This window comes from Veillonella sp. KGMB01456 (assembly GCF_023051165.1).
In the GTDB taxonomy this organism is placed as follows: Bacteria; Bacillota; Negativicutes; order Veillonellales; family Veillonellaceae; genus Veillonella_A.
Window position 1 is genome coordinate 65,998 of record NZ_JALKIG010000004.1, and the last position, 20,886, is coordinate 86,883.

Annotated in this window: 15 protein-coding genes; all 15 read right to left on the reverse strand. The window is 45.4% G+C overall.

Annotation, left to right across the window (positions count from 1 at the left end):
• Window positions 1-77: 77 nt before the first annotated feature.
• Window positions 78-704 carry a hypothetical protein gene (locus MXE28_RS02040; protein ID WP_021840876.1) on the reverse strand — a complete coding sequence of 209 codons (627 nt, stop codon included), beginning with the start codon at window positions 702-704 and terminating at the stop codon, window positions 78-80.
• A 397-nt stretch (window positions 705-1,101) separates the two neighbouring features.
• The gene (locus MXE28_RS02045; RefSeq protein WP_021840875.1) at window positions 1,102-1,734 is read right to left on the reverse strand and encodes a sigma-70 family RNA polymerase sigma factor; all 633 of its coding nucleotides are present in this window, start codon (window positions 1,732-1,734) and stop codon (window positions 1,102-1,104) included.
• A gap of 19 nt (window positions 1,735-1,753) precedes the next feature.
• Window positions 1,754-6,064 carry a translocation/assembly module TamB domain-containing protein gene (locus tag MXE28_RS02050; protein ID WP_247239748.1) on the reverse strand — a complete coding sequence of 1,437 codons (4,311 nt, stop codon included), beginning with the start codon at window positions 6,062-6,064 and terminating at the stop codon, window positions 1,754-1,756.
• A 70-nt stretch (window positions 6,065-6,134) separates the two neighbouring features.
• Entirely contained in the window at window positions 6,135-7,613 is a 1,479-nt protein-coding gene (locus MXE28_RS02055; RefSeq protein ID WP_247239749.1) for a TolC family protein, read from the reverse strand.
• A 17-nt stretch (window positions 7,614-7,630) separates the two neighbouring features.
• Window positions 7,631-8,935 carry an MlaD family protein gene (locus MXE28_RS02060; RefSeq protein ID WP_021840872.1) on the reverse strand — a complete coding sequence of 435 codons (1,305 nt, stop codon included), beginning with the start codon at window positions 8,933-8,935 and terminating at the stop codon, window positions 7,631-7,633.
• A complete protein-coding gene (locus tag MXE28_RS02065; RefSeq protein ID WP_021840871.1) occupies window positions 8,925-9,692 on the reverse strand; it encodes an ABC transporter ATP-binding protein in 768 nt (255 codons plus the stop codon). The genes MXE28_RS02060 and MXE28_RS02065 overlap by 11 nt, the downstream gene beginning before the upstream one ends.
• A gap of 180 nt (window positions 9,693-9,872) precedes the next feature.
• Window positions 9,873-10,634: an ABC transporter permease gene (locus MXE28_RS02070; RefSeq protein ID WP_247239750.1), complete on the reverse strand. Its 762-nt coding sequence runs from the start codon at window positions 10,632-10,634 to the stop codon at window positions 9,873-9,875.
• A gap of 246 nt (window positions 10,635-10,880) precedes the next feature.
• Window positions 10,881-12,869, reverse strand: a complete 1,989-nt coding sequence (locus MXE28_RS02075; RefSeq protein WP_247239751.1) for a SpoIVB peptidase S55 domain-containing protein — start codon at window positions 12,867-12,869, stop codon at window positions 10,881-10,883.
• Window positions 12,870-12,936: 67 nt separating this feature from the next.
• Window positions 12,937-13,239, reverse strand: a complete 303-nt coding sequence (locus MXE28_RS02080; protein WP_021840868.1) for a hypothetical protein — start codon at window positions 13,237-13,239, stop codon at window positions 12,937-12,939.
• A 110-nt stretch (window positions 13,240-13,349) separates the two neighbouring features.
• On the reverse strand, window positions 13,350-14,747 hold the full coding sequence (locus MXE28_RS02085) for an AMIN domain-containing protein (protein ID WP_226974216.1): 1,398 nt from the start codon (window positions 14,745-14,747) through the stop codon (window positions 13,350-13,352).
• Between the two features lie 241 nt (window positions 14,748-14,988).
• The gene (locus MXE28_RS02090) at window positions 14,989-16,167 is read right to left on the reverse strand and encodes a rod shape-determining protein (RefSeq protein WP_348644751.1); all 1,179 of its coding nucleotides are present in this window, start codon (window positions 16,165-16,167) and stop codon (window positions 14,989-14,991) included.
• Window positions 16,139-17,401 (reverse strand): UDP-N-acetylglucosamine 1-carboxyvinyltransferase, encoded by a 1,263-nt coding sequence (gene murA, locus MXE28_RS02095; RefSeq protein ID WP_127058437.1) that lies wholly within the window; start codon window positions 17,399-17,401, stop codon window positions 16,139-16,141. Before murA ends, MXE28_RS02090 begins: the two co-directional genes overlap by 29 nt.
• A gap of 380 nt (window positions 17,402-17,781) precedes the next feature.
• Window positions 17,782-18,747, reverse strand: a complete 966-nt coding sequence (gene glpX / locus MXE28_RS02100) for a class II fructose-bisphosphatase (RefSeq protein ID WP_021840864.1) — start codon at window positions 18,745-18,747, stop codon at window positions 17,782-17,784.
• Between the two features lie 55 nt (window positions 18,748-18,802).
• Window positions 18,803-19,447, reverse strand: a complete 645-nt coding sequence (gene fsa, locus MXE28_RS02105) for a fructose-6-phosphate aldolase (protein ID WP_021840863.1) — start codon at window positions 19,445-19,447, stop codon at window positions 18,803-18,805.
• 158 nt (window positions 19,448-19,605) lie between these two features.
• Entirely contained in the window at window positions 19,606-20,886 is a 1,281-nt protein-coding gene (gene serS, locus MXE28_RS02110; RefSeq protein WP_021840862.1) for a serine--tRNA ligase, read from the reverse strand.

The following is a 20,886-nucleotide window of genomic DNA, read 5'->3' on the forward strand; positions in this document are numbered from 1 at the left end:
TTAATACCTTTAATGTTTTTAATGTTCTCATTCCATTATTTTCACTGAACTATGGTCAGCTTATACATCCTGATTCTCTATTGTTCTTGTCCGCGCAGACTTCGTCCCCCTTCACGTACGGCTTCTTGAATCTGAGTTGTACTGATTACCGGTGCCGCTACTGATTCGCTAGTTTGTGATTCAGGTGTTGCCGTCTGAACAGCTTCTTCCGTAGCTTGTGGTGTTGCCACAGCATTGTCCGCTTGTGTCGTTACCGCTTCCACATTTTGATTCGTATCAGCAGTAGCTGTTTCAGCTGAAGCATTGACTGTGCCGCCCGTTGTATTCGTTGTGCTATTAGGTGCATCAACAGAATTTGTCGGGGTTTGTGAAACGGCCGGCATATTGCTATGAGGCGTTTCAGACATCGGTTGGCTCTGCTCTTCCATCACCGGTGCTGTATTTTTGACATCACCTTGATGTTGCCACGCATAATAACCGCCGCCCACCAGCAAAGCCAAACCTACGGCAATGGACCAATAACCTAAGCGTTGCCATAAAGCGGGTGCTCGTTTTTCGTTAAGATGTTGCATCTCCGCCTGAGCCAGCATCAATTGTAATTGACCTTTAGTGGCAGAATCATCCGCATAAGCCTGCTCAGCTTTATCCAGCCAAGTCTTAACGGAGCGGATTCGTTTCTCCATATTGTCGCCAGTCTTATTCATAACGGCCTCCTTTCATACATTTATATTCGTAAGAAAGGATGATTTTGTGAACCATTTATATCACATTAATCGAAATTATTATATCATATTTACGCTTATTTATTAACAATTTATTGCAATCTTCGCCCTTTTTACCGGAATCAGTCCTTATATTTTAAACGATTCGTATAGAAAACCAATGAACAAAAATCTATAACGTCCGAAATGATAGCTTACAATTCAAAAATAAATCGATTAGATGGTGAAAAATATGAGTAGCGTCCAGAACAAAATAAGAGGCTGGGAACAAAAGCTTTTCAAAACAAAAAAGGTTGCAACCCGTTCAGCTTGGCCATTGTGTGACCTTGCTGCAACAGATTACAACCTTCATCTCTGAATGCAATTTTAATTGAACTTATTAATCATTCCAGAATTTTCGCGTACGACTGAGCATCCCCCGCAAGCGCTTAATGCCCTGGCGATGCAAACGATGGATATAGCTGTTGCTCGTATCCAATTCACCGGCTACAGACGCAATGGAACGATCCGCCAAATACACTTGCTCCATGACATGCCGTTCTTTGCCCGGCAAACGTTCCAATGCTTCCACCACTACCTGCTGAAAGGCTTTCGTTTCTACCGCCGATTCAATGGACGGCCCTTCATCAGGAAGCTGTTCCCACCAATATTCATCATCATCGGCAGAACCGGCTAACACGGTGCCGCCCTTACCTTCTTTACGAAGGTAATCCAAGATACGCCCGCGTACGCGATGGACCGCATATAACGAAAAGGCTACCCCCTTCGCATAATCAAAACGTTCCACTGCTTCAATGAGGCCTACCGTACCTTCCTGGACACAGTCCATCACATCCGGTACAACGCGATAATACGCCATGGCTTCACGGAAAACAAGGGGCTGATAATGTTCAATAAGGGCCGTACGTGCCGACTCATCATCATGCTCTTTGTATGCCTGCCATAAAGCACGCTCTTCTTCAGGCGACAATAATTTAATTTTCTCTAATTCCGCTAAATATGAGTCAAGCACGCCGACCCTCCTTTCTTAATTAAAACTGAGTGGTCCACTGACCGCCAAAGTATGAATGGCCATTACTGTTCATCCACCCGTTAACGCTATAGTGGCTGTTAATATCATACATAATCCCATAAGCTTGGGTATCATTATTAATACCCGTACTAAAGGTTACCATTAAGTCCGGCAATAAATATTTGCCGATTTCAATATTATAGTAACTGTTTGTATCTTCATTTACCGGTTCATTCGGATCCAACGAGCCCGTAGTAATATTGATCAAATCCAGGCCTAAGGTATCCTTGAAGGCTCCTTCAATATAACCCATTAAAGCAGACCGTACACCGGCTGCAAACAAGGCGTTTACATCATCGGACGATACACTGCTGTCATTGCCGGAGCTGTAACCGAATGTTAAGAGCGATACAATTTGACGTTGTTCCAGATGCGGATCGGATGTCAATTTTAAATCCATCTGTTCCACCGGACCGTTTACTTCAAGATATACACGGTAGGAACGAACCCGCGATTCCGCTTTGACACTTAAAATCGGCAAGAAGGACCCGCGTATAAAATCGGTTTTACCTTCCGTAATCTTAAACGTATTGTTAAGATACTTCAAATTACCTTCTACGACATGAAATTCGCCGTCAATAAACGGATCCGTCGTAGTACCGCCGATATGAGCCCCACCGCCGAGGGTGAAGTCATAAAGACCACCGCTGTAGAGGCGCACTTTTTTGCCCACATTCACAGTGAAATCAAGACCTATCGGAGAACCGCCTTCCTCACTGGTGAGGGATAACGGAATCGTCATGGTATCATTTTCCAGATCGAGATGACCTACCACCGTCGGTAAACCGTCTTTGAGCATAACGCCAACTTCACCGTTCAACGGTCCTTTGAAGAATTCATGTTCCACTTCAAGGTCGTTCATTTGGATAACACCGGCGTAATTCGTCAAGGTTGTACCATTCCAGCTGAATTCACCGGAAAGGCCCGCATTGCCTTTACCCATGGACGCACCGCCGATTAACTCGGCTTTTTGCCCTTTAAAAATAAGTTGCGCCGATATATCAGATAAATCTTTTTTAACATCTTTAAAATGTACCAAACCATGGTCCACACTAAGAGTGCCGTTAACCATTGGTTGATCATAGGTACCGGTAATATGAAGGGCACCTTTTAACGGCCCCGTCCCCTCCGTAACAGCCGGGAATAAAAGCGGTAATACGCCAAGATCCGCTTCATTTACATCAAAGGTCAAATCCATAGCCGATTTATCGCCCGGTGGCAAATAACCGGATTTATAAAAAGCGGCTAACGGTACATCACCGCGAAGTTTCGCTTTATACTCACCTCGTTGACCTACCAATTGCTGCAGATGAATAACTTTGTCCTCCATCGTCGCCATGGCGTAGAGGCGATCGATTTGTACGCCGTTAAGACTGGCATTTGTCAACTCTGTGGATAATTCAACATGCGGATTTAACGTTTCGCCGGTCACATTGGCAATTAAATGAATATTGCCGGAGGCCGGAACAGACGTTTTAAACAGCGGCATTAAGGAGTCGATAGCTACATTATTGGCCGCAATCTGAATGTCACTTTGACCATCCAAATCAGCCGTACCCAAAGCGGCCAACATACCGTCGCCGATTGGTAACTCTCCTTTATGAATCGTTAGTTTGCGGTTTTGCAAAGCCACGTCCACATTGGCAGTGCCCCATGGCTTACCGCCCATAACGATATCATCGATAGTGCCGATTAAGCGGAGATCCGGATTCTTAAGTGTACCACCTAAATCGAGACGACCGTTAATATGTCCATCCGATTCAGGCACATCAAGTTTGGCCAGTTTCATGAAATTAACCAACTCACCATTACTGATGGTGGCATAGCCGAATAATCGTTGCTCGCCGTTTAATGTCATGCCGCCATCGATGTTGAATTTACCATGTTCCCCTTCTTCAAAGGACACATTTTGCAAATGAACTACCGTCGGGTCTGCATATACATTACCGGAGATATTTTTCAAAGCCATGTCATTAACGACTACATCATTGGAACCTAATCGTCCTTGTACAATCGGCTTATCAATCGTACCGGTGAGCGTCCCTTCAAGCGTCATATAGCCTTCCACATCGGCATAGTCTTTAAGCCATGGTCGTAAATAAATCGTATCGCCAAAGAACTTAAAGTCTAAGCCGCCGTTTTGATAACGACCGGCAGCATAAAAAGTAGCCCCATAGGCCTGCGCTACCAAATCACGAACGCCGAGGAAGTCATTAGCGTAACGGAACCCGAAACGAACATCACTGTATAATTTGCCCTGTACCGAACCGTCCCAGGCATGGACAAAACCCCGAATTTGAGGATTATCTAAAGTACCGCCTATGTCTGTACGCACATCAAGCCAACCGGTAACCTGTAAGTCAGGGTCAACCATGCCGGCTATATTTTCAATACGAACCGTATTGGCATTCGCCTGTAGCTGTAAAGCCTTCGACGGTCCCATATCAATAGTACCGTTTAAGCTGTAATAACCGTGACCGTCTTGGATAAAACCATTGTTAACCGTTACCAATTTATTACTTACAGTTGCTTCCGCATAGGCGTTATCGAAACGAATCCGACCTACATGACCACCGTCGGATGCGACAATAGCCATAACATTCGGATTATCCATTGGTCCCGTCACACGACCGGTAACGGTAGCTTTACCGTCAAGTTCCTGTTTAGCATAATCACTAAACAAATTAAGCGGAACATCTTTGGCATCGAAAGCTATGTCGAGGGCATCCTGACTTACATTGCCATAGGCGCTAAAAGATCCGGAACCGATTGTCCCGTTGAGATAGTTAATAAAATAATTGCCATTGGCGCCGGCAATTTGACCGGATAAAGAATCGGTCGCAATCGAATCATAGCCAATACCGTTACCTTCAAAAGTAGCCGTAATAGCCGGTAAGGAATCCGTACCGATACCCTTAACATAAGCTTTACCGTTAACAGTACCGAATAACGGCTGATCCACAGCCTGACCGACTAAGGCCAACGGAATATCGGTACCTTCCAGTGATGCCTCGTACTCTTGCGTTTTCGTATTAAAAGTACCGCGACCACCGGCCTCACCGCCATTTAAACTAAGTCGAATATCGGATATATCGACAATGTCATTCTGATACGCTAAGGTTGCCAAGCCTTTTTCTAAAATATAGCCTTCGTAATTGACATTAGATGCTTCAACCGTAGCATTTACAATCGGTGCCGTCGCTGTGCCATACACATGAGCAACCGTGCCTATTGAACCGGTAATGCCCTTATCAATCAAAGACTCAATTTGAATATCCTGACCACGCAAAGTAAGGTTAAAGTTTGGTTCCGCCAAGTCGGTAATGTCAACATTGCCGTGAGCAAAGAATTGCTGATCGTTAATGGCCACACGACCATCCGCAACCATAATATCTGTGCCGTTAAAGGTAACATGAGCAGCTCCTTGGCGAATTTCATACGGCTTAGGACTTATAGAATCATTCTGATAATCGGCCGCCAAATTATTAATATCCACGGCCCCTTCAAAATCAAATTGATTGTCATTGCGACTGACGGTTAACGCTATATTCTTAGCAGTACCGCCAATCACTTTGGCATTAATATCGCTCAGAATCAAGTCATTCACATAATCTAAACGCAAGCTGTCTGCTTTAACAAAAAGGGTAAAGTCAGCAGAATCATCATTAGTATAGGATCCCTTAAGCGTTACAGCCTGCTTATCCACATTAGCCGACAAAGCGCCGTCCAACTTAGGATAGTCTGCAAACTTAACGGCCCCGTTAATAGCTTCAACCGCTGTGTGGCGACCGTTTAGCCAATCAAGACTAGCTATGCCGTCATTGATTATGACATTGCCTCTAAACTGCAGCGGTTCTTCACTGTCACTCTTTTTGATGAGGGACGTAATGTTCCACGAACGGTCTGCCTTCTCTACGGCATGCACGGTTGGGTTATTAAGAGTAACCGATTTTATCAGTCGAAGCGGAGCCGACTGACCAAACGGCAATTTTACCGCTTCCAACATATCCAGCGACACTTCCGTACTCGGCACATCGGCCACTACTTTGCCTTCAGTGTCCTTAATTGACAAGTCGCCAATATGAACGGTACCATCCCACCCGATGTTAAAGGATGAATAATCCGCCTGCCCATTAATTGCTGTATTCAATTGTTCTTGTACGATAGGTCCCACTATCTGCTCCCCAACAGGGCGCAATAGTTGTGCTCCGCCAAAGGCTACGGCCAACACAACCGCACCGGCAAGCCATTTACGCTGTCCCTTTTTCATTTAAAACTCCTCGCACAAAACAGTAGCTTACAAACAAATTTAATTCACATCACACACTTACAAGGATTTATTATTTATTCGTTTTAGCCGCTTGGTCCGCAACTAAAGTATTCAAAGCCTGAGTCGGATTGGCTTCATTAACGAGTGCTGCCGCACCACCGATTGGAGTTTCCAAAGGCACGCCCATAGCGTTTTCCAAAGTAGCAACAGCAATATTGTAGTTAAATAAAGCATCTACATAATTGTTACGAGCTGTTTCCAATTCTGTTTCCGCATCAAGTACATCAAGGTTGGTACCAACGCCGGCACGATAACGCAAGGAGGCAATACGGAAGTTTTCCTGACCTTGTTCTACGGCCACACGCGTGCTGTCGATTGTCTGTTCAGCGGATTTCATATTTAAATAAGCCTTACGAACAGCCAAATTAATGCTGTCCATAACCTGGTAATTAGCTTCTTTATAGCGTTCTAAATTAGCTTCCTGCACTTTAATACTTTCGCTGGTAGCACCGCCATCCCAGAGGCTCCAAGATACAGCAGCACCGATAGACCAATTATCATTGGACGTACCGCCCCAGTCATCACCGCTCCAAGCCTGCGAAGCAGTAGCACTCAAAGTCGGTAAATAACCGGATTTAGCTGATTTAATCGCTTCTTCTGCCGCTTTTACCGCCATGGTGCTCTGAACGAGTTCCGCACGATGCAAGAGTGCATACGCCTGGGCATCGGCCAAAGTTACGGGATACGGTGTATAACCGAGTGAATTATCCGCCGTTTCTACGCTCGTATTAACCGGTAAGCCGATAGAGTTATTAAGGGTTGCTTCCGCCAAATTAGCCGCATTTTGTGCTTCTACCAGGGAAGTCTGAGCATTGGCCAATGATGTTTTGGATGCCAATACATCGGATTTGGCCACGATACCTACATTATATTGCTGATTTACATTTGTTAAATGACCTTCATAATCGCGAACCGATTGTTGGGCAATATCCACCTTATTGCGGGCCTGAATCAAAGAATAATAATTGCTGGCTGCGTTCAATTTGGCTGTTTGACGAGCGGCTTCCAAGGCTGCATTATAACCTTCACGGGAATAACGAGCCGATTCAATAGCCGCTTCCGCTTTACCGCCTGTATAAATAGGTACGGCTAAACGGAATGTATTGCTGGCAGAATCAGCAATAGCGGTACCACCTGTCTGAGTCGTGCTGCTACCGCGACCGCCACTATAGGCATAACTTACGGTTGGGTTTTTAGCCGCTGCCGCTACGCTTACCTGAGCACGAGCTGCTTCATACTGCCATTCGGATTGTCTTACATCACGGTTATTAGCCAAAGCCAATTCCACCGTATGAGGTAATGTTAAGGACACTTTGTCGCCTACCACTTCGTCTTTAACGATTCTATCTGCCAAAGTTTGCTGTGTAATCACTAATGCTGCCTGCTGATATTTGGCAATTTTAGCATCATCATTAGAACCGGCGGCCAATACGCCGGTTGCTGTCAAAGACATTGCAATGGCTAAAGAAAGAGCTTTTTTATTTAACATGGTATTACCTCCCAAAATTAAAAGACATATCGAATGCCGTAGAAATTACCACCATTTTCTTCACTAAACGGACGAATGAATTGAGCGATGGCATATACATCATCAAACAATCTCACTTCACTGCGAATCCGATAGCGCACATCATTTAAATCCATAACGGCCGCGGATATTGTAAACGGACCGCCCATGCCGTAATCGACACCGACACCTACGTCGCCGTCAAATATACCACCGCGAACCGAGAATTGATCCGCCACATATTTACCATACGTAAGTTCCAAGCGGCTGCCATCACCAATATTATTCGCTCCCAAGGTGAATAAATTTTGACCGAATTGCAAACGAAAATCCGCATTCGGATTATATTTATTCTTCGTTGTATTATATAAGAGCTCCATATTGGCGCTTGCCTTAAAAGGGTACTTTTTTCCGGATTCACGACTATCTACGTCGCCACCGGTGAGACGATTTAACTTAGTAGTCAACTGCGCCGTATTATGCAAAGTTTCCTTAATATCCTGACTGCTCTGCGGGTCCGTTACGATGCCCTGCATAGAAGCGGCCATGGAATTCAAGCTGTCAGTTGTTGTTTTCAAATTATCTAAAATAGTACGCATATCGCGAGAGGCCTGGCCGTCGCCATCCAAATTTTGTAAGGATGTATCAAGCTGACCCGTAATCGCCGTCATATTACGTGTAATATCAGTCATGTTGGCTGTAATTTCATTAATGTTACCCTGATTATCCAGAGCCATTTGATTAAAACGAGCCGTAAGTTCCGCCGTATTATTGGCGATGATTTCCGTAGAGCGAAGGGCATTGCGAAGTGATGTCTGGGTCTGCGCATCGCCGATAATATTGTTAATGGAGCCCAAGGTTTTATTGGCTTCTTCCATCAATATGGTAGCTTGCTGCATAGTTTTATCAATATCGCTATGACCGTCACCGCGAATCATGTCACCGTCTTTTAAAAAGACTTGGGATCGTCCCGGCGTAATTTGAATGAATTTATCGCCCAAAATACCATCATTGGCCAAGGCAAACTCGGAGTCAATCGGGATTTCCGTATCTTTATCAATATCCATGGTAAGCGTTACCCCTTTGGCGGTAACTTCCATAGAACTCACCCGGCCCACCGTAACGCCGGAATATTTAACCTGGTTACCGGTCTTAAGGCCCGTAACCGACTGAAAATCGCCGGTAATATGCATCCGCGGCGGTTCAAATAATTCCAAACGACCGACAAAAATGATCGCCGCCGCAAATAAGCAAAGGCCGATAATGGTAAACAAGCCCACCTTAGCCTCTGTATTAAACTTCATCTGTTTTCTCCCCCTCACCGGCGTCTTCCATAATATCGCCGCCATGTATAAACTGCTGAACCAACTTGTTTTTAGATTTCCTAAATTCAGTCGGACTCGAAACTTCTATAAACTTGCCCTTATCCAATAAGGCAATGCGATTGGCCACATAAAAAGCCGATTGCATATCATGAGTTACTACAATCGAAGTGCAGTGAAGATGCTTTTGCATGCTCCGAATAAGTTTACTGATTGTCCCCGATGTTATAGGATCAAGTCCCGACGTCGGTTCATCATATAAAATAATGCGAGGATTTAAAGCAATGGCCCGGGCCAAACTGATACGTTTCTTCATGCCCCCGGACAATTCATTCGGCATGTAGTCGCCCGTATTAGGCAGCTCCACCAAATCCAATTTTTCCTGCACAATTTCCTTAATTTGAGTATTGGTTAATTCCGTATGCTGTCTTAGCCCGAAAGCTACATTTTCAGCCACTGTCATGGAGTCGAAAAGCGCCGAGTATTGGAACACCATACCCATTTTTTCACGAACTTTGTTAAATTCGTCTTCGCTTAAGCCGACTACATCGACGCCGTCCACCAGAATACGTCCGCTGTTCGGTCGTTGCAAGCCGATTATGAGACGCAGAATCGTACTTTTACCGGCGCCACTGCCGCCCAGAACAACCAAGGTTTCCCCATCTTCTATTGTCAAATCTACATGGTCGAGGATAACTCTATCGCCATAGGCAACGACCACATCCTGTAATTCAATCATGAATCTCCGGCCTCAATTAATCTCAAACTATAAGCCCAATTTTAAGCGAACCTACAGTTACTACTATAATTATAAAATATCTGTTTCAAAATTCAATGATAAAACGCCCGCCTTTTAGGTAGCGTAGCAATATTTTTCATGAAAATAATACTAAAATCAACCGGCGTATCAAAATAATAACTAGAATAACGCCATGGATAAGAAATAATTTAATACGAATACTAAAATAATACTGGTTACCACGGAGCTGGTAGTTGCATTACCTACCGCTTCGGCCCCCATTTTAGTATACATGCCCTTGTATGAACCAACAAGAGCAATTACGGCGCCAAACACACTGGCTTTGATTAAACCGTAAGTTAAATCACTGGTAACGGCAAAAAGTTGAATGGAATCGGTATAGGTCATGCCCGCCATACCTTTAAACAGCGTCGCTACCACGTAGCCGCCGCCGATACCGATAATAACACCGTAAAACGCCAGAATCGGCACCATAATCATGCACGCAATCACACGAGGCACCACGAGGTAGCCGATAGGATTAACGGCCATTACTTTGAGGGCATCGATTTGCTCGGTTACCTTCATGGTACCAATCTCAGCCGTAATCGCTGCACCGACGCGCCCCGATAACACGACGCCTACCAGTACCGGTCCCAATTCACGCCCCATGGCAATGGCCATGATGCCGCCAACCGTACCTTGTGCACCGTAACGAATCAAAATATCGGCAATTTGCAAGGTCATTACAGCCCCGGCAAACAATAAAGTTAAACTGATAATCGGCAACGAATCTACGCCCAAATGAGCCATTTGAAATATAACATGGCGCCAATTGGCCTTTGATAATTGTTTAATGGTTTGCCCGATTAATATTACAGCTTCACCGCAACGTGCCAACCAACGTATCACTTCACGGCCAAGCGCTTCTAACCACTGCAAAAGTTCTCCTCCTCTTACATCACATCTATTGAAGCTCATCATATCTGCTTATAATTGAGTATGATTACTACCCCTCATTTTATCACAAAACTTTAGCCATTGTCATCAGTACCAACGATGAATATATCTAAATTTTACAATCTTTTTGAAAAAAGTTGTATTTTCCCTTAAACTATGGTCCGGCAATGTAAAAAGGCGATGAACACCACTGTCCATCGCCTTCATTGCGTACTATTCAGTTTAATCTTATTGACTTACAGTTTCAGTAGATTCATTCGATTCACCATCAGGTGTATTCGTTGAAGCATCCGGTGCTTTTTTTACCGTATTAACATCCGCTTCGTTTTGAGCCGTTTTAGTCGAAGACTCATCAGCCTTTTTAGCCGCTTCCTTCAACTTTTTCGCGTTTTCACGAGCAAGTCGAGCCTTTTCTTTATCACGATCAGCCGGCGACATAACTTTCAATACGAATTGACCGTCACCGCGGATAACATATTCCGTATCGATTTTAGCCTTATACGGTTCTTTGTCATCTTTATCGTCAATGCCCGGAATGTTTTCCTTCGCTTTGCCTTTCGGTACAGCGCCCGGAATTTTAGTCTCATCGGCTACATCAATTTTAGCGCCTTTCGTATCGGCTTTTTCACCGTCTTCTACCATGCTGACGCCATCTTCCAAGATTTCGACCACAATCTGATTATTCGTATCCGTATTGCGCAGTTCTTTGTAAAACTCGTCAAAATCTTTATACGTTTTCAAACGACGAATAATTTCATCGGTTAAATTGTACTTTTGTTTTTCCAAAAGATATGGCAATGGTACCACGCCGCCACCGCGAACTTCCAAAGTTACTTCGCCATACGGCTGATCCTTCGGCACGGTGAAGAAGATTTCCTTCGTTACCGGTTCTTCACGGAACGGTTGTAATTTCACATTAATTACCACCGTATCCCCCGGCGATGCTACAGCCGGTGATAACGTGGCATCACCGATTACGGCGGTTTTCTTTTCCTTCGTTAAGGATGCATCCACCTGAATCCCCGCAATTTCATAATTGATAAAACGGTTATTCATGAGCACGTCGATAATATTGTAAAATTCATCAACACTCTTGATGCCGATGGAATCATTGGAATAAAACATATTTGTCCGTTCCAACGGCGGGATATTAATTTCACGCGGTTGGATTTTAAGGGTTAAGGTGGAAGTACCTTCGCCATTGCGGTCCAATGTTTTACTGATAAAATTATAAACCGCCGTCGTGCTTAACGTCGGTGTCAATTCATCGGCTTCCACTACTTTAACGCCCGCTTCGCGAGTCCGGTTCATATCGAGATCGCGCACAGTAATCGCCATAGGAATACCGCTCGTAATCTTGCCCGATGTACCGGCAATACCGGCACCGCGGTCTTCCGTTACAGTCCCTACTTCAGCGCCCATGGAACCGAGCTTAAAGCCGGAATCCAAGCTTTTTACAACCGTAAAAATAGACGCATTATGCATGAAGTAGCCTACGGAGCCGCGTTTTAAAAACGGATGACCGAATGCTACAACTTTATCCTGATCTACATAGGTTACCGTACCGATTGCGCCCAGTTTCAAATCACCGTCAACGAGCAAAGCCGCTACGGAACCGCCCGCTTTAAGCGGTTTAGCCATATCATCACCGTCGGCCGCTGCCGTATCATAAGTGCTGTACTCATATTCCGGCAACTTTTCCTTCATAAACTTAAGAGCCGACGGATCGAAACCATAGGCCATAAGCGGTGTACCAAGGGGAATCAACTGGCTGTCGCGCCAAGGATTGGCTAAGTTTTTTTCATAGGGAATATTCCAAAGCTTAACCATATCTTCGATTGGCGTAATCATACCGATAGTGCCATCCGCAAAGCCCCAACCGTAGGCAACGGCTCCTACCAGCTTGCCATCAATATACGCGGGACTGCCACTCATACCGTGCACGATGCCGCCCGTTTCATCAATAACGGGGCCGGAAAATTTAGCTAAAATTAAATCGCCCGACGGGCCACGGTCTTTCATGACGCCTAAAACTTTCATATTAAAACTGGAGATATCATCTCCCGTTACTACTGTATCAACGTGTCCTTCCATGCCTGTACGCACATCGGTTACGGGCAGAAAGTCAACTGCCTGTGCCGAAGCGGCTACAGTGCAACAAAAGAAAAGCGCCAGTACACCTTTCATATACCGGCGTGATGAACGAAATGGCTTCATTCATAGCTCCTCTCTAAAACTATATGTCAACTGTTTTAACTGAATACTTCAGCGGAATTGCTTTGGTTTATTTACCGTCAACCACAGCTACAACTTGTGCGCGGTTTACTTGGTCGCCGTTTTTAACCGTTACATTCGTTACTACACCGTTAACAGTGGAACGAGCTGCCGGCATTGGGCCTGTTAAGGATTGTACTGTTACCAATACGTCCCCTTCTTTAACAACTGTACCTACCGGTACAACCGATACAACCTGACCGGTTAATACGGATTCCTGGTTGACATTGGCTGCGGAGGCCGTGAAAACAAAGCCGGTCGCCAGGCTAACGCCAACGGCAGCCATTACTAAAAATTTCATATATTTTTTCATACGTAAATCCTCCTTTGACTAACGTCTACATATATTATATCACAGATAAGCAAATTTATTACTAAATCCGCCTTTAATCATTAAAAGTTCACATCAGAGGCAACGAGCCATTAAGGGAAAATTATGATTTCCCCATAGCGCGCCGTGCCAAAACTTGTCTCATCGCGATGGAGGTAGGTACCATTGGCATATAAATCATTATCCCGCTGGTAACCCGCATCAATGCCCGTAACCGCCCCAAACTCTGACAGCATACGTCCGCCCTGTTCCAAGGTTATACCGGTAGACGCCCGATAATTGCCGGATGCCAAAAGGACAATCAATGTACCGTCAGGTCGCACCCCTAATAAGGTATGACCACGATAATTGTCGTCGTCAAAATCCGTCACCATACCATTAGCCAACACGATTCGCTTACTTTGAGCCAAAGTCGTACCGGCCGCACTGATTTTAACAATCGTAGGAACCACTTGTAAGTTCACAATATCGCCGATGCGTAATGCATCAATCACCGGCACCATGGCACCGTGAGCCGACAACACGATATCGGCATCAGCCAATTTAGAGTCGTTCGTACCTTTAGCTATAACCACATTGCGCCGTAACGTAACCTCTTTGCCGTACACATTGGTGTGCGTCGATGAGCCGTAAGCCGCATTATAGGCGATGAGCTCATCCGCACCGCGCGTGCGATTAACACCGCTTACGATATAAATTTTGTCCCCTTCTTTCAATTGCAATTTAGGCGTTTCCACACTAATCGTATACCCCTGATTAGGAATATAACGAAGTACCCCTACCGGCGTAATTTGATAGCCCGGTACAACGGGGATTTTTTCACCGGAAGCAAGCTGTACCGTTCCTTCCGCTAGCCCTTCACCGTTGAGCCCGGCCGCGACATCAGCCGCATTGACAAGCCCCACCGAAATGGCACCGGTCGGCGTCACCTCAGCCAAGGTCTCCGCCTTATCGCCGTCCGCTTTAATCACGGCCGGCTCTGTGGGCGCCACCATAAGGGCATCTACTTTTACGCGCCCCGTATCGGTACTGGTATCCCATTTAGTATATACCACACCGTCCTTCAAGGGCTTTGTAGTTCGCTGATCATAATTATTAAACAAATCCAATACTATGCGGTCCGGATTTTGCAAAGTAAACATGTGGTAGCGAATCGGCTGATTTACACTGAGCGATAAGTCGAGGCCTGTATCTGTGCTCGCCAAGCCTACGCCTTGCAAAACACCGCTATTGCGATTGTTATACTGAACCGGACCACTCGTGCGATTCGCAGTACCGGCAAAATGGATTCGTACCTGCTGTGCTTTTTCATTATAAATAGAACTCCAGCCATCCGGTAATCCCTTCATGTCAAGGACAATGCGGGTGTGCCCCACTTCATTGGTAGCACGTACGGCTGTCAAATCCGCCGCATCCGCAGCGCCGCCTACGAGCCAACTCATTATCCCTGCCATTAAGACTGCACTAAGCTTCTTCTTACAGGCTTTCATAGTTCCCTCCTTTGAAAAAATCTATAAACTATTATCGTCATTTTAGTACCATTTTATCTATTATAACATATATACCCGCTAACTACTTGAAATATTATGTGAAAATAAAAAAGATTGCAAGCGACCTTGCCGCTCACAATCTTCTTTGTATTTATTATTCAATGACCAAATTGCTTAAGCCAATATAACTACGCTTCACCATATCCGGTCCGGTTTGTTGAAACAAGACGGGCTATTGGGCCTACTGCAATTCTTCCAAACTGTCCTGCAAGCGATCCATTTCACGCAAAGCACGACCGGTTCCGACGATAACCGAATAACGAGGATTGTCCACCAAATAGGCCGCTACCCCGATAGCCCGCGTAATAAGGCGGTCAAAACCGCTGATTAACGCTCCGCCTCCGGTTAGAATGATACCATGATCACAGATTTCCGCTACCAACTCAGGTGGCGTTTTTTCCAAAATATCTTTGATACCTTCCAAGATAACATTCACCGGTTTTTCCAATGCCATCTGCACTTCCTTGGAACTTACTTTAATAGCCTGCGGCAAGCCGCTCACAATATCGCGACCGCGCACGGTTATTTCTTCTACCGGCGCTTTACGATCCACCGTACCGACAGCAATTTTTACTTCTTCTGCCGTACGCCGACCGATTAATAGCTTACGACGTCGTTTGATATAGCTGATAATGGCTTCATCAAACTTATCACCGCCCATGCGCAAAGACTTACTCACTACGACACCGGTGGTGCAAAGCACCGCAATATCCGTAGTGCCGCCGCCTACGTCAACCACAATAGCTCCGGCAGACGCTGCTTTATCAAGGCCCGTCCCCAAAGCGACCGCCAACGGCTCTTCGATGAGCACCGTCTTACGGGCACCCGTTTGAAGTACCGCTTCGATAACAGCCCTCTTTTCAACCGGCGTAATGCCGGACGGCACGCATATAACGATGCGCGGTTTGAATAAAGTCGAGGCCGGTAACACGCTCTTAATATAGTAACGAAGCATGAACTCCGTCATGTCATAGTTATTAATAACACCGTCCTGAAGGGGGCGAATGACTTCAATATCCGCCGGCGTGCGCCCCAGCATAATGCGCGCGTCTTCACCGACAGCCACCACTTCATGAGTGTGAATATTCCAAGCTACATAGGCCGGTTCATCAAGCACAACGCCTTTGCCTTTAATGTAAATCAATACATTCGTCGTGCCCAAGTCAATGCCTACGTCATAGGCCCACCACAGCGCCAATTTTTCAAAAGGAGATACCCATTTATCTGCTTTCTTGGCTACTGTTTTAGGCGTGGTCGTCGCAATGGGTTGCGTGCTTCGTTTGCGTCGCTCTTCACGCTTTTGTAAAACTTCGGCACGGCTTACCTTTTTCTTACTCGTCCACCCGAACAATGTCAGCACCTAACCCTTTTAATTTGCCTACCAAGTTGTCATAACCTCGGTCAATATGCGACAGCTGGGTTACTTTCGTAACACCTTCCGCCGCCAATCCGGCACACACTAAAGCAGCTCCGGCACGCAAATCGGTAGCCCGTACTTCGGTGCCCTTCAATTTAGGTACACCGTCAACAATAGCACGACGCTCTTCAATGCGAATCTGAGCACCCATTTTCTTCAATTCATCGACATGCATAAAGCGGTTTTCAAAAACCGTTTCCATAACCGTACTGGTTCCCTTGGCAATGGTCGTAAAGGCCATGAATTGAGCCTGCATATCCGTCGGGAAGCCCGGGTATGGTAATGTCTTAATATCTACGGCTTTTACATTGCCGTCGGAAATAACGCGAATACCGTCCACATCTTCCTGCACGGTTACGCCGGCTTCTTTCAATTTCGCCACAACCGGTTTTAAATGCTCGGATAAAGCATTTTCAACATACACGTCACCGCCGGCCATGGCCGCTGCGATGAGATACGTACCAGCTTCGATACGGTCAGGAATTACCGTATGAGTAGCGCCTTTTAATTCTTTAACGCCTTGGATACGAATTACATTCGTGCCGGCGCCGCGAATATCGGCTCCCATACTATTTAAGTAAGTTACTAAATCTACAATTTCAGGTTCTTCCGCAGCGTTTTCGATAATCGTTTTACCTTCCGCCATGGAAGCCGCCATAATTACGTTTTCCGTAGCGCCAACGCTTGGGAAGTCGAGATAAATCTGATTACCTTTAAGGCCTTCCGGAGCGGATGCCAATACATAACCGTCCCCCATTTCGATAGTGGCACCTAAAGCTTCAAACGCTTTTAAGTGTAAATCAATAGGACGCGAGCCGATGGCACAACCACCGGGTAAAGAAATACGGGCTTCACGACGGCGTGCCAATAAAGGTCCCATAACTAAAAACGACGCACGCATGCGACGAACTAATTCATAGGGAGCTTCTGTAGCCGTAATTTCCGAAGCATCAAACCGGATTTCCTGATTAGCTTCATCCTTGGTAACTTTAACGCCTAATGCTGAAATTACCTCACAAATCGTATGTACATCCTCCAAATGAGGCACTTCTACTAATCGACTTGGCGTCGATGCCAACATGGTGGCCGCAATAATCGGCAACACCGCATTTTTTGCGCTACTTACACGAACGCGACCATTCAACGGTTTACCACCGTTAATGACGAGCTTTTCCAACAATACTTCCTCCCATAATGCAATCTATTAATCTATAGTCTTTAATGCACTCTATTATTCTATAGTCTTATAGTTCTTCTTTAAATTCTACCTTATAGTATACTTTAAAACAGGCGGTTCATCAAGTACCCGACCGGCACGGATTGCCTATTTAAGGCAATTATTTCAAGCCAAAATGCACCGTTTGATTCACGTCTAGCAAAATGAAGAAAATTCGGTCAAATCTATAGTAAAACAGAAAAAGACGGCTCCATATCTTACGATATAGAGCCGTTTTATTATACTTTTTCTAATTATGCCATTAAGCGTTTTATTGAAACTGCCCGCTTTATGGTAACTGAGCACTTTATAGCAATTAACCGTTACATGCAGATTACCGCTTATTTTGCTTTCATAGATTTTAACTTGCGGTCCAAACGATGAATAGTATCAACAAAGCGAACCGTTCCTGTCTTATAACGCATTACAACGGATTCCGTACGAGCACCGCCGGCAAAGTATTTAATACCGGATAAGATATTGCCTTCCGTAATAGCCGTTGCGGAGAAAATTACATCTTCCCCATGTACGAGGTCATCAATAGTCAATACTTTATTTAAATCGGTAATGCCCATAGCATGACAACGACGAACTTCTTCGTCATTTTCAGGCAACAAGCGCGCTTGCATATCGCCGCCTGTACATTTTAAAGCAGCCGCTGCCAAAACGCCTTCCGGAGCCCCGCCGGTACCGATAACCATGTGAATACCGGAACCTTCAAGACCACATTCCATAGCCGGATTTACGTCACCGTCGGTGATTAAACGAATACGGGCACCCGCTTCACGAGCTTCGCGCATAATCGCTTCATGACGCGGACGATCAAGCATAACGATGGTCATATCATCGATACCGCGTTCCATTTTTTCAGCCACACGGCGCAAGTTTTCAGTAACACTGGCATTCAAATCGATAACGCCTTTGGCACGAGGACCTACGCAAAGTTTCTGCATGTACATATCAGGAGCATGCAACAAACCGCCTTTAGGAGCGATGGCCAATACTGCGATAGCACCATTTTGACCTTTAGCAATCAGATTCGTACCTTCAATCGGATCCACCGCGATGTCCACAGCTTCACCGCCGGCACCCACTTCTTCACCGATGTAAAGCATAGGGGCTTCATCGATTTCCCCTTCCCCGATAACAACGGTACCCGAAATAGGTACTGTATCAAAGGTTTGACGCATAGCATCTACAGCGAGTTGATCGGCGCCGTCTTTCTCACCGCGACCAAGCAAACGACCACTGCGAAGCGCTGCCGCTTCCGTTACACGTACAAATTCCAAAGCTAATGTTCTATCCACAGTTTTTACCTCCTTAAAATGCCCTCTTACGTAGCAGGGCAACACGATTCCTTAATTATTTGTTGGCTGCTTCCCAATCTGCTAAGAATCTGGCAAGACCTGCATCCGTTAAAGGATGTTTCATCGAGGCAGTTAACACCTTGTATGGCACCGTGGCAATATGAGCGCCCGCTTTCGCACACTGCGTCATATGCATTGGTGTACGAACGGAGGCGGCAATAATTTCAGCCTTAATGTCATGCATAATAAAGATTTCGGCAATATCTTCAATCAAAGTAATGCCATCCATGCTCATATCATCGATACGGCCTACGAAAGGACTAACGAAGGTAGCACCGGCACGAGCGGCCAAGAGAGCCTGGTTAGCGGAGAAGATCAAAGTAACGTTGGTTTTGATGCCTTCTTTAGAAAGAATGGAAACGGCTTTGAGACCTTCTTCCGTCATAGGAACTTTGATGACAACGTTTTTGCCCAATTTTACGAGCTCATGAGCTTCTTTAACCATTTCAGGTGCTTCGGTAGCAATAACTTCAGCACTTACAGGGCCGTCAACGAGTTCGGCAATCTGTTTGATTACTTCTTTAAGATCGCGTTTTTCTTTAACAATCAAAGAAGGGTTAGTCGTTACACCGGCAACGAAGCCCATTTCATAAGCGGCTTTAATTTCATCAAAATTGGCAGTATCAATAAAAATTTTCATAGGAACTCCTTTTTAAAAACACTGTAGACCGTTGAATTATATACACTCCGGAAGATTTGCCTCAGTTTAGCCGAAACAAGTCGTTGCAACTACATCGGCGGTTTCCGAAATTGCATAGGTGAAGGTCTGACGTACGTCAGACCTTATGCCTTATACTTCTATTTTACAGGTTTAATTACTTCTGCGCCACCCATATATGGCTGTAAAACTTTAGGAATGCGAACGGAGCCGTCAGCTTCTTGGAAGTTTTCCAAAATAGCAGCTACGGTACGACCTACAGCCAAACCGGAACCGTTTAAAGTATGAACGAATTCAGGTTTGCTCTTCGCATCACGACGGAATTTGATGTTACCGCGGCGTGCTTGGAAATCGGTCATGTTGGAGCAGGACGAAATTTCACGGTAGCAATCCTGAGCCGGCATCCAAACTTCTACGTCATAGGTTTTAGCGGAACCGAAGCCGATATCACCGGTGCAAAGGGTGATTACGCGATGCGGTAATTCCAATAAACGCAATACTTCTTCCGCATTATCCGTCAAGGATTCGAGTTCCTGATAAGATGTTTCAGGGGTAGCGAATTTTACCATTTCAACTTTGTTGAACTGATGCTGACGAATGAGACCGCGTGTATCGCGACCGGCCGAACCGGCTTCCGCACGGAAACAAGCAGTGAAGGCCGTGTAGTATTTAGGCAATTCATCGATGCTCAAAATTTCGCCCGCATGGAAGTTAGTAAGGGTAACTTCAGCGGTCGGAATGAGGAAGTATTCCGTATTTTCTACTTTATACATATCTTCAGCGAACTTAGGTAATTGCCCGGTGTTAGTCAAAGTCTGACGTGTTACCATGTACGGTGTCATCATTTCAGTGTAACCCTGCTGTTCCGTATGAAGGTCGAGCATGAAGTTGATTAAAGCACGTTCCAAACGAGCACCGAGGCCTTTGTAGAATGTGAAACGGGCACCACTTTCTTTAGCGGCACGTTCCCAGTCTAAAATATCGAGGCTTTCGCCTAAATCCCAGTGAGCCTGGATAGGGAAATCGAATTCACGAGGTTTGCCCCAACGACGCATTTCAGGGTTGTCATTTTCATCTTCCCCTACCGGTACGGAGGCATCGCACATATTTGGCAACATGAGGGCAATGTTTTGGAGTGAAGATTCAGTTTCACGAATTTTGCCGTCAAGCTCAGCAATTTTGTCGCCCACTTTCTGCATTTCCGCAATTTTATCGTCCGCATTTTCTTTATTGCGTTTTAACGCGCTGATTTCTGCGGTTACTGAGTTGCGCTGTGCTTTTAATTGTTCTACTTCTTGAATTAAATCCTTGCGCAAATCATACAATTTGGCAAAGTTTTCCAAATCGCCGGTAGTATGGCGATTGTCCAAGTTTTGCTGTACTGCTTCCAGATTTTCTCTTACGAAACGTAAATCTAACAT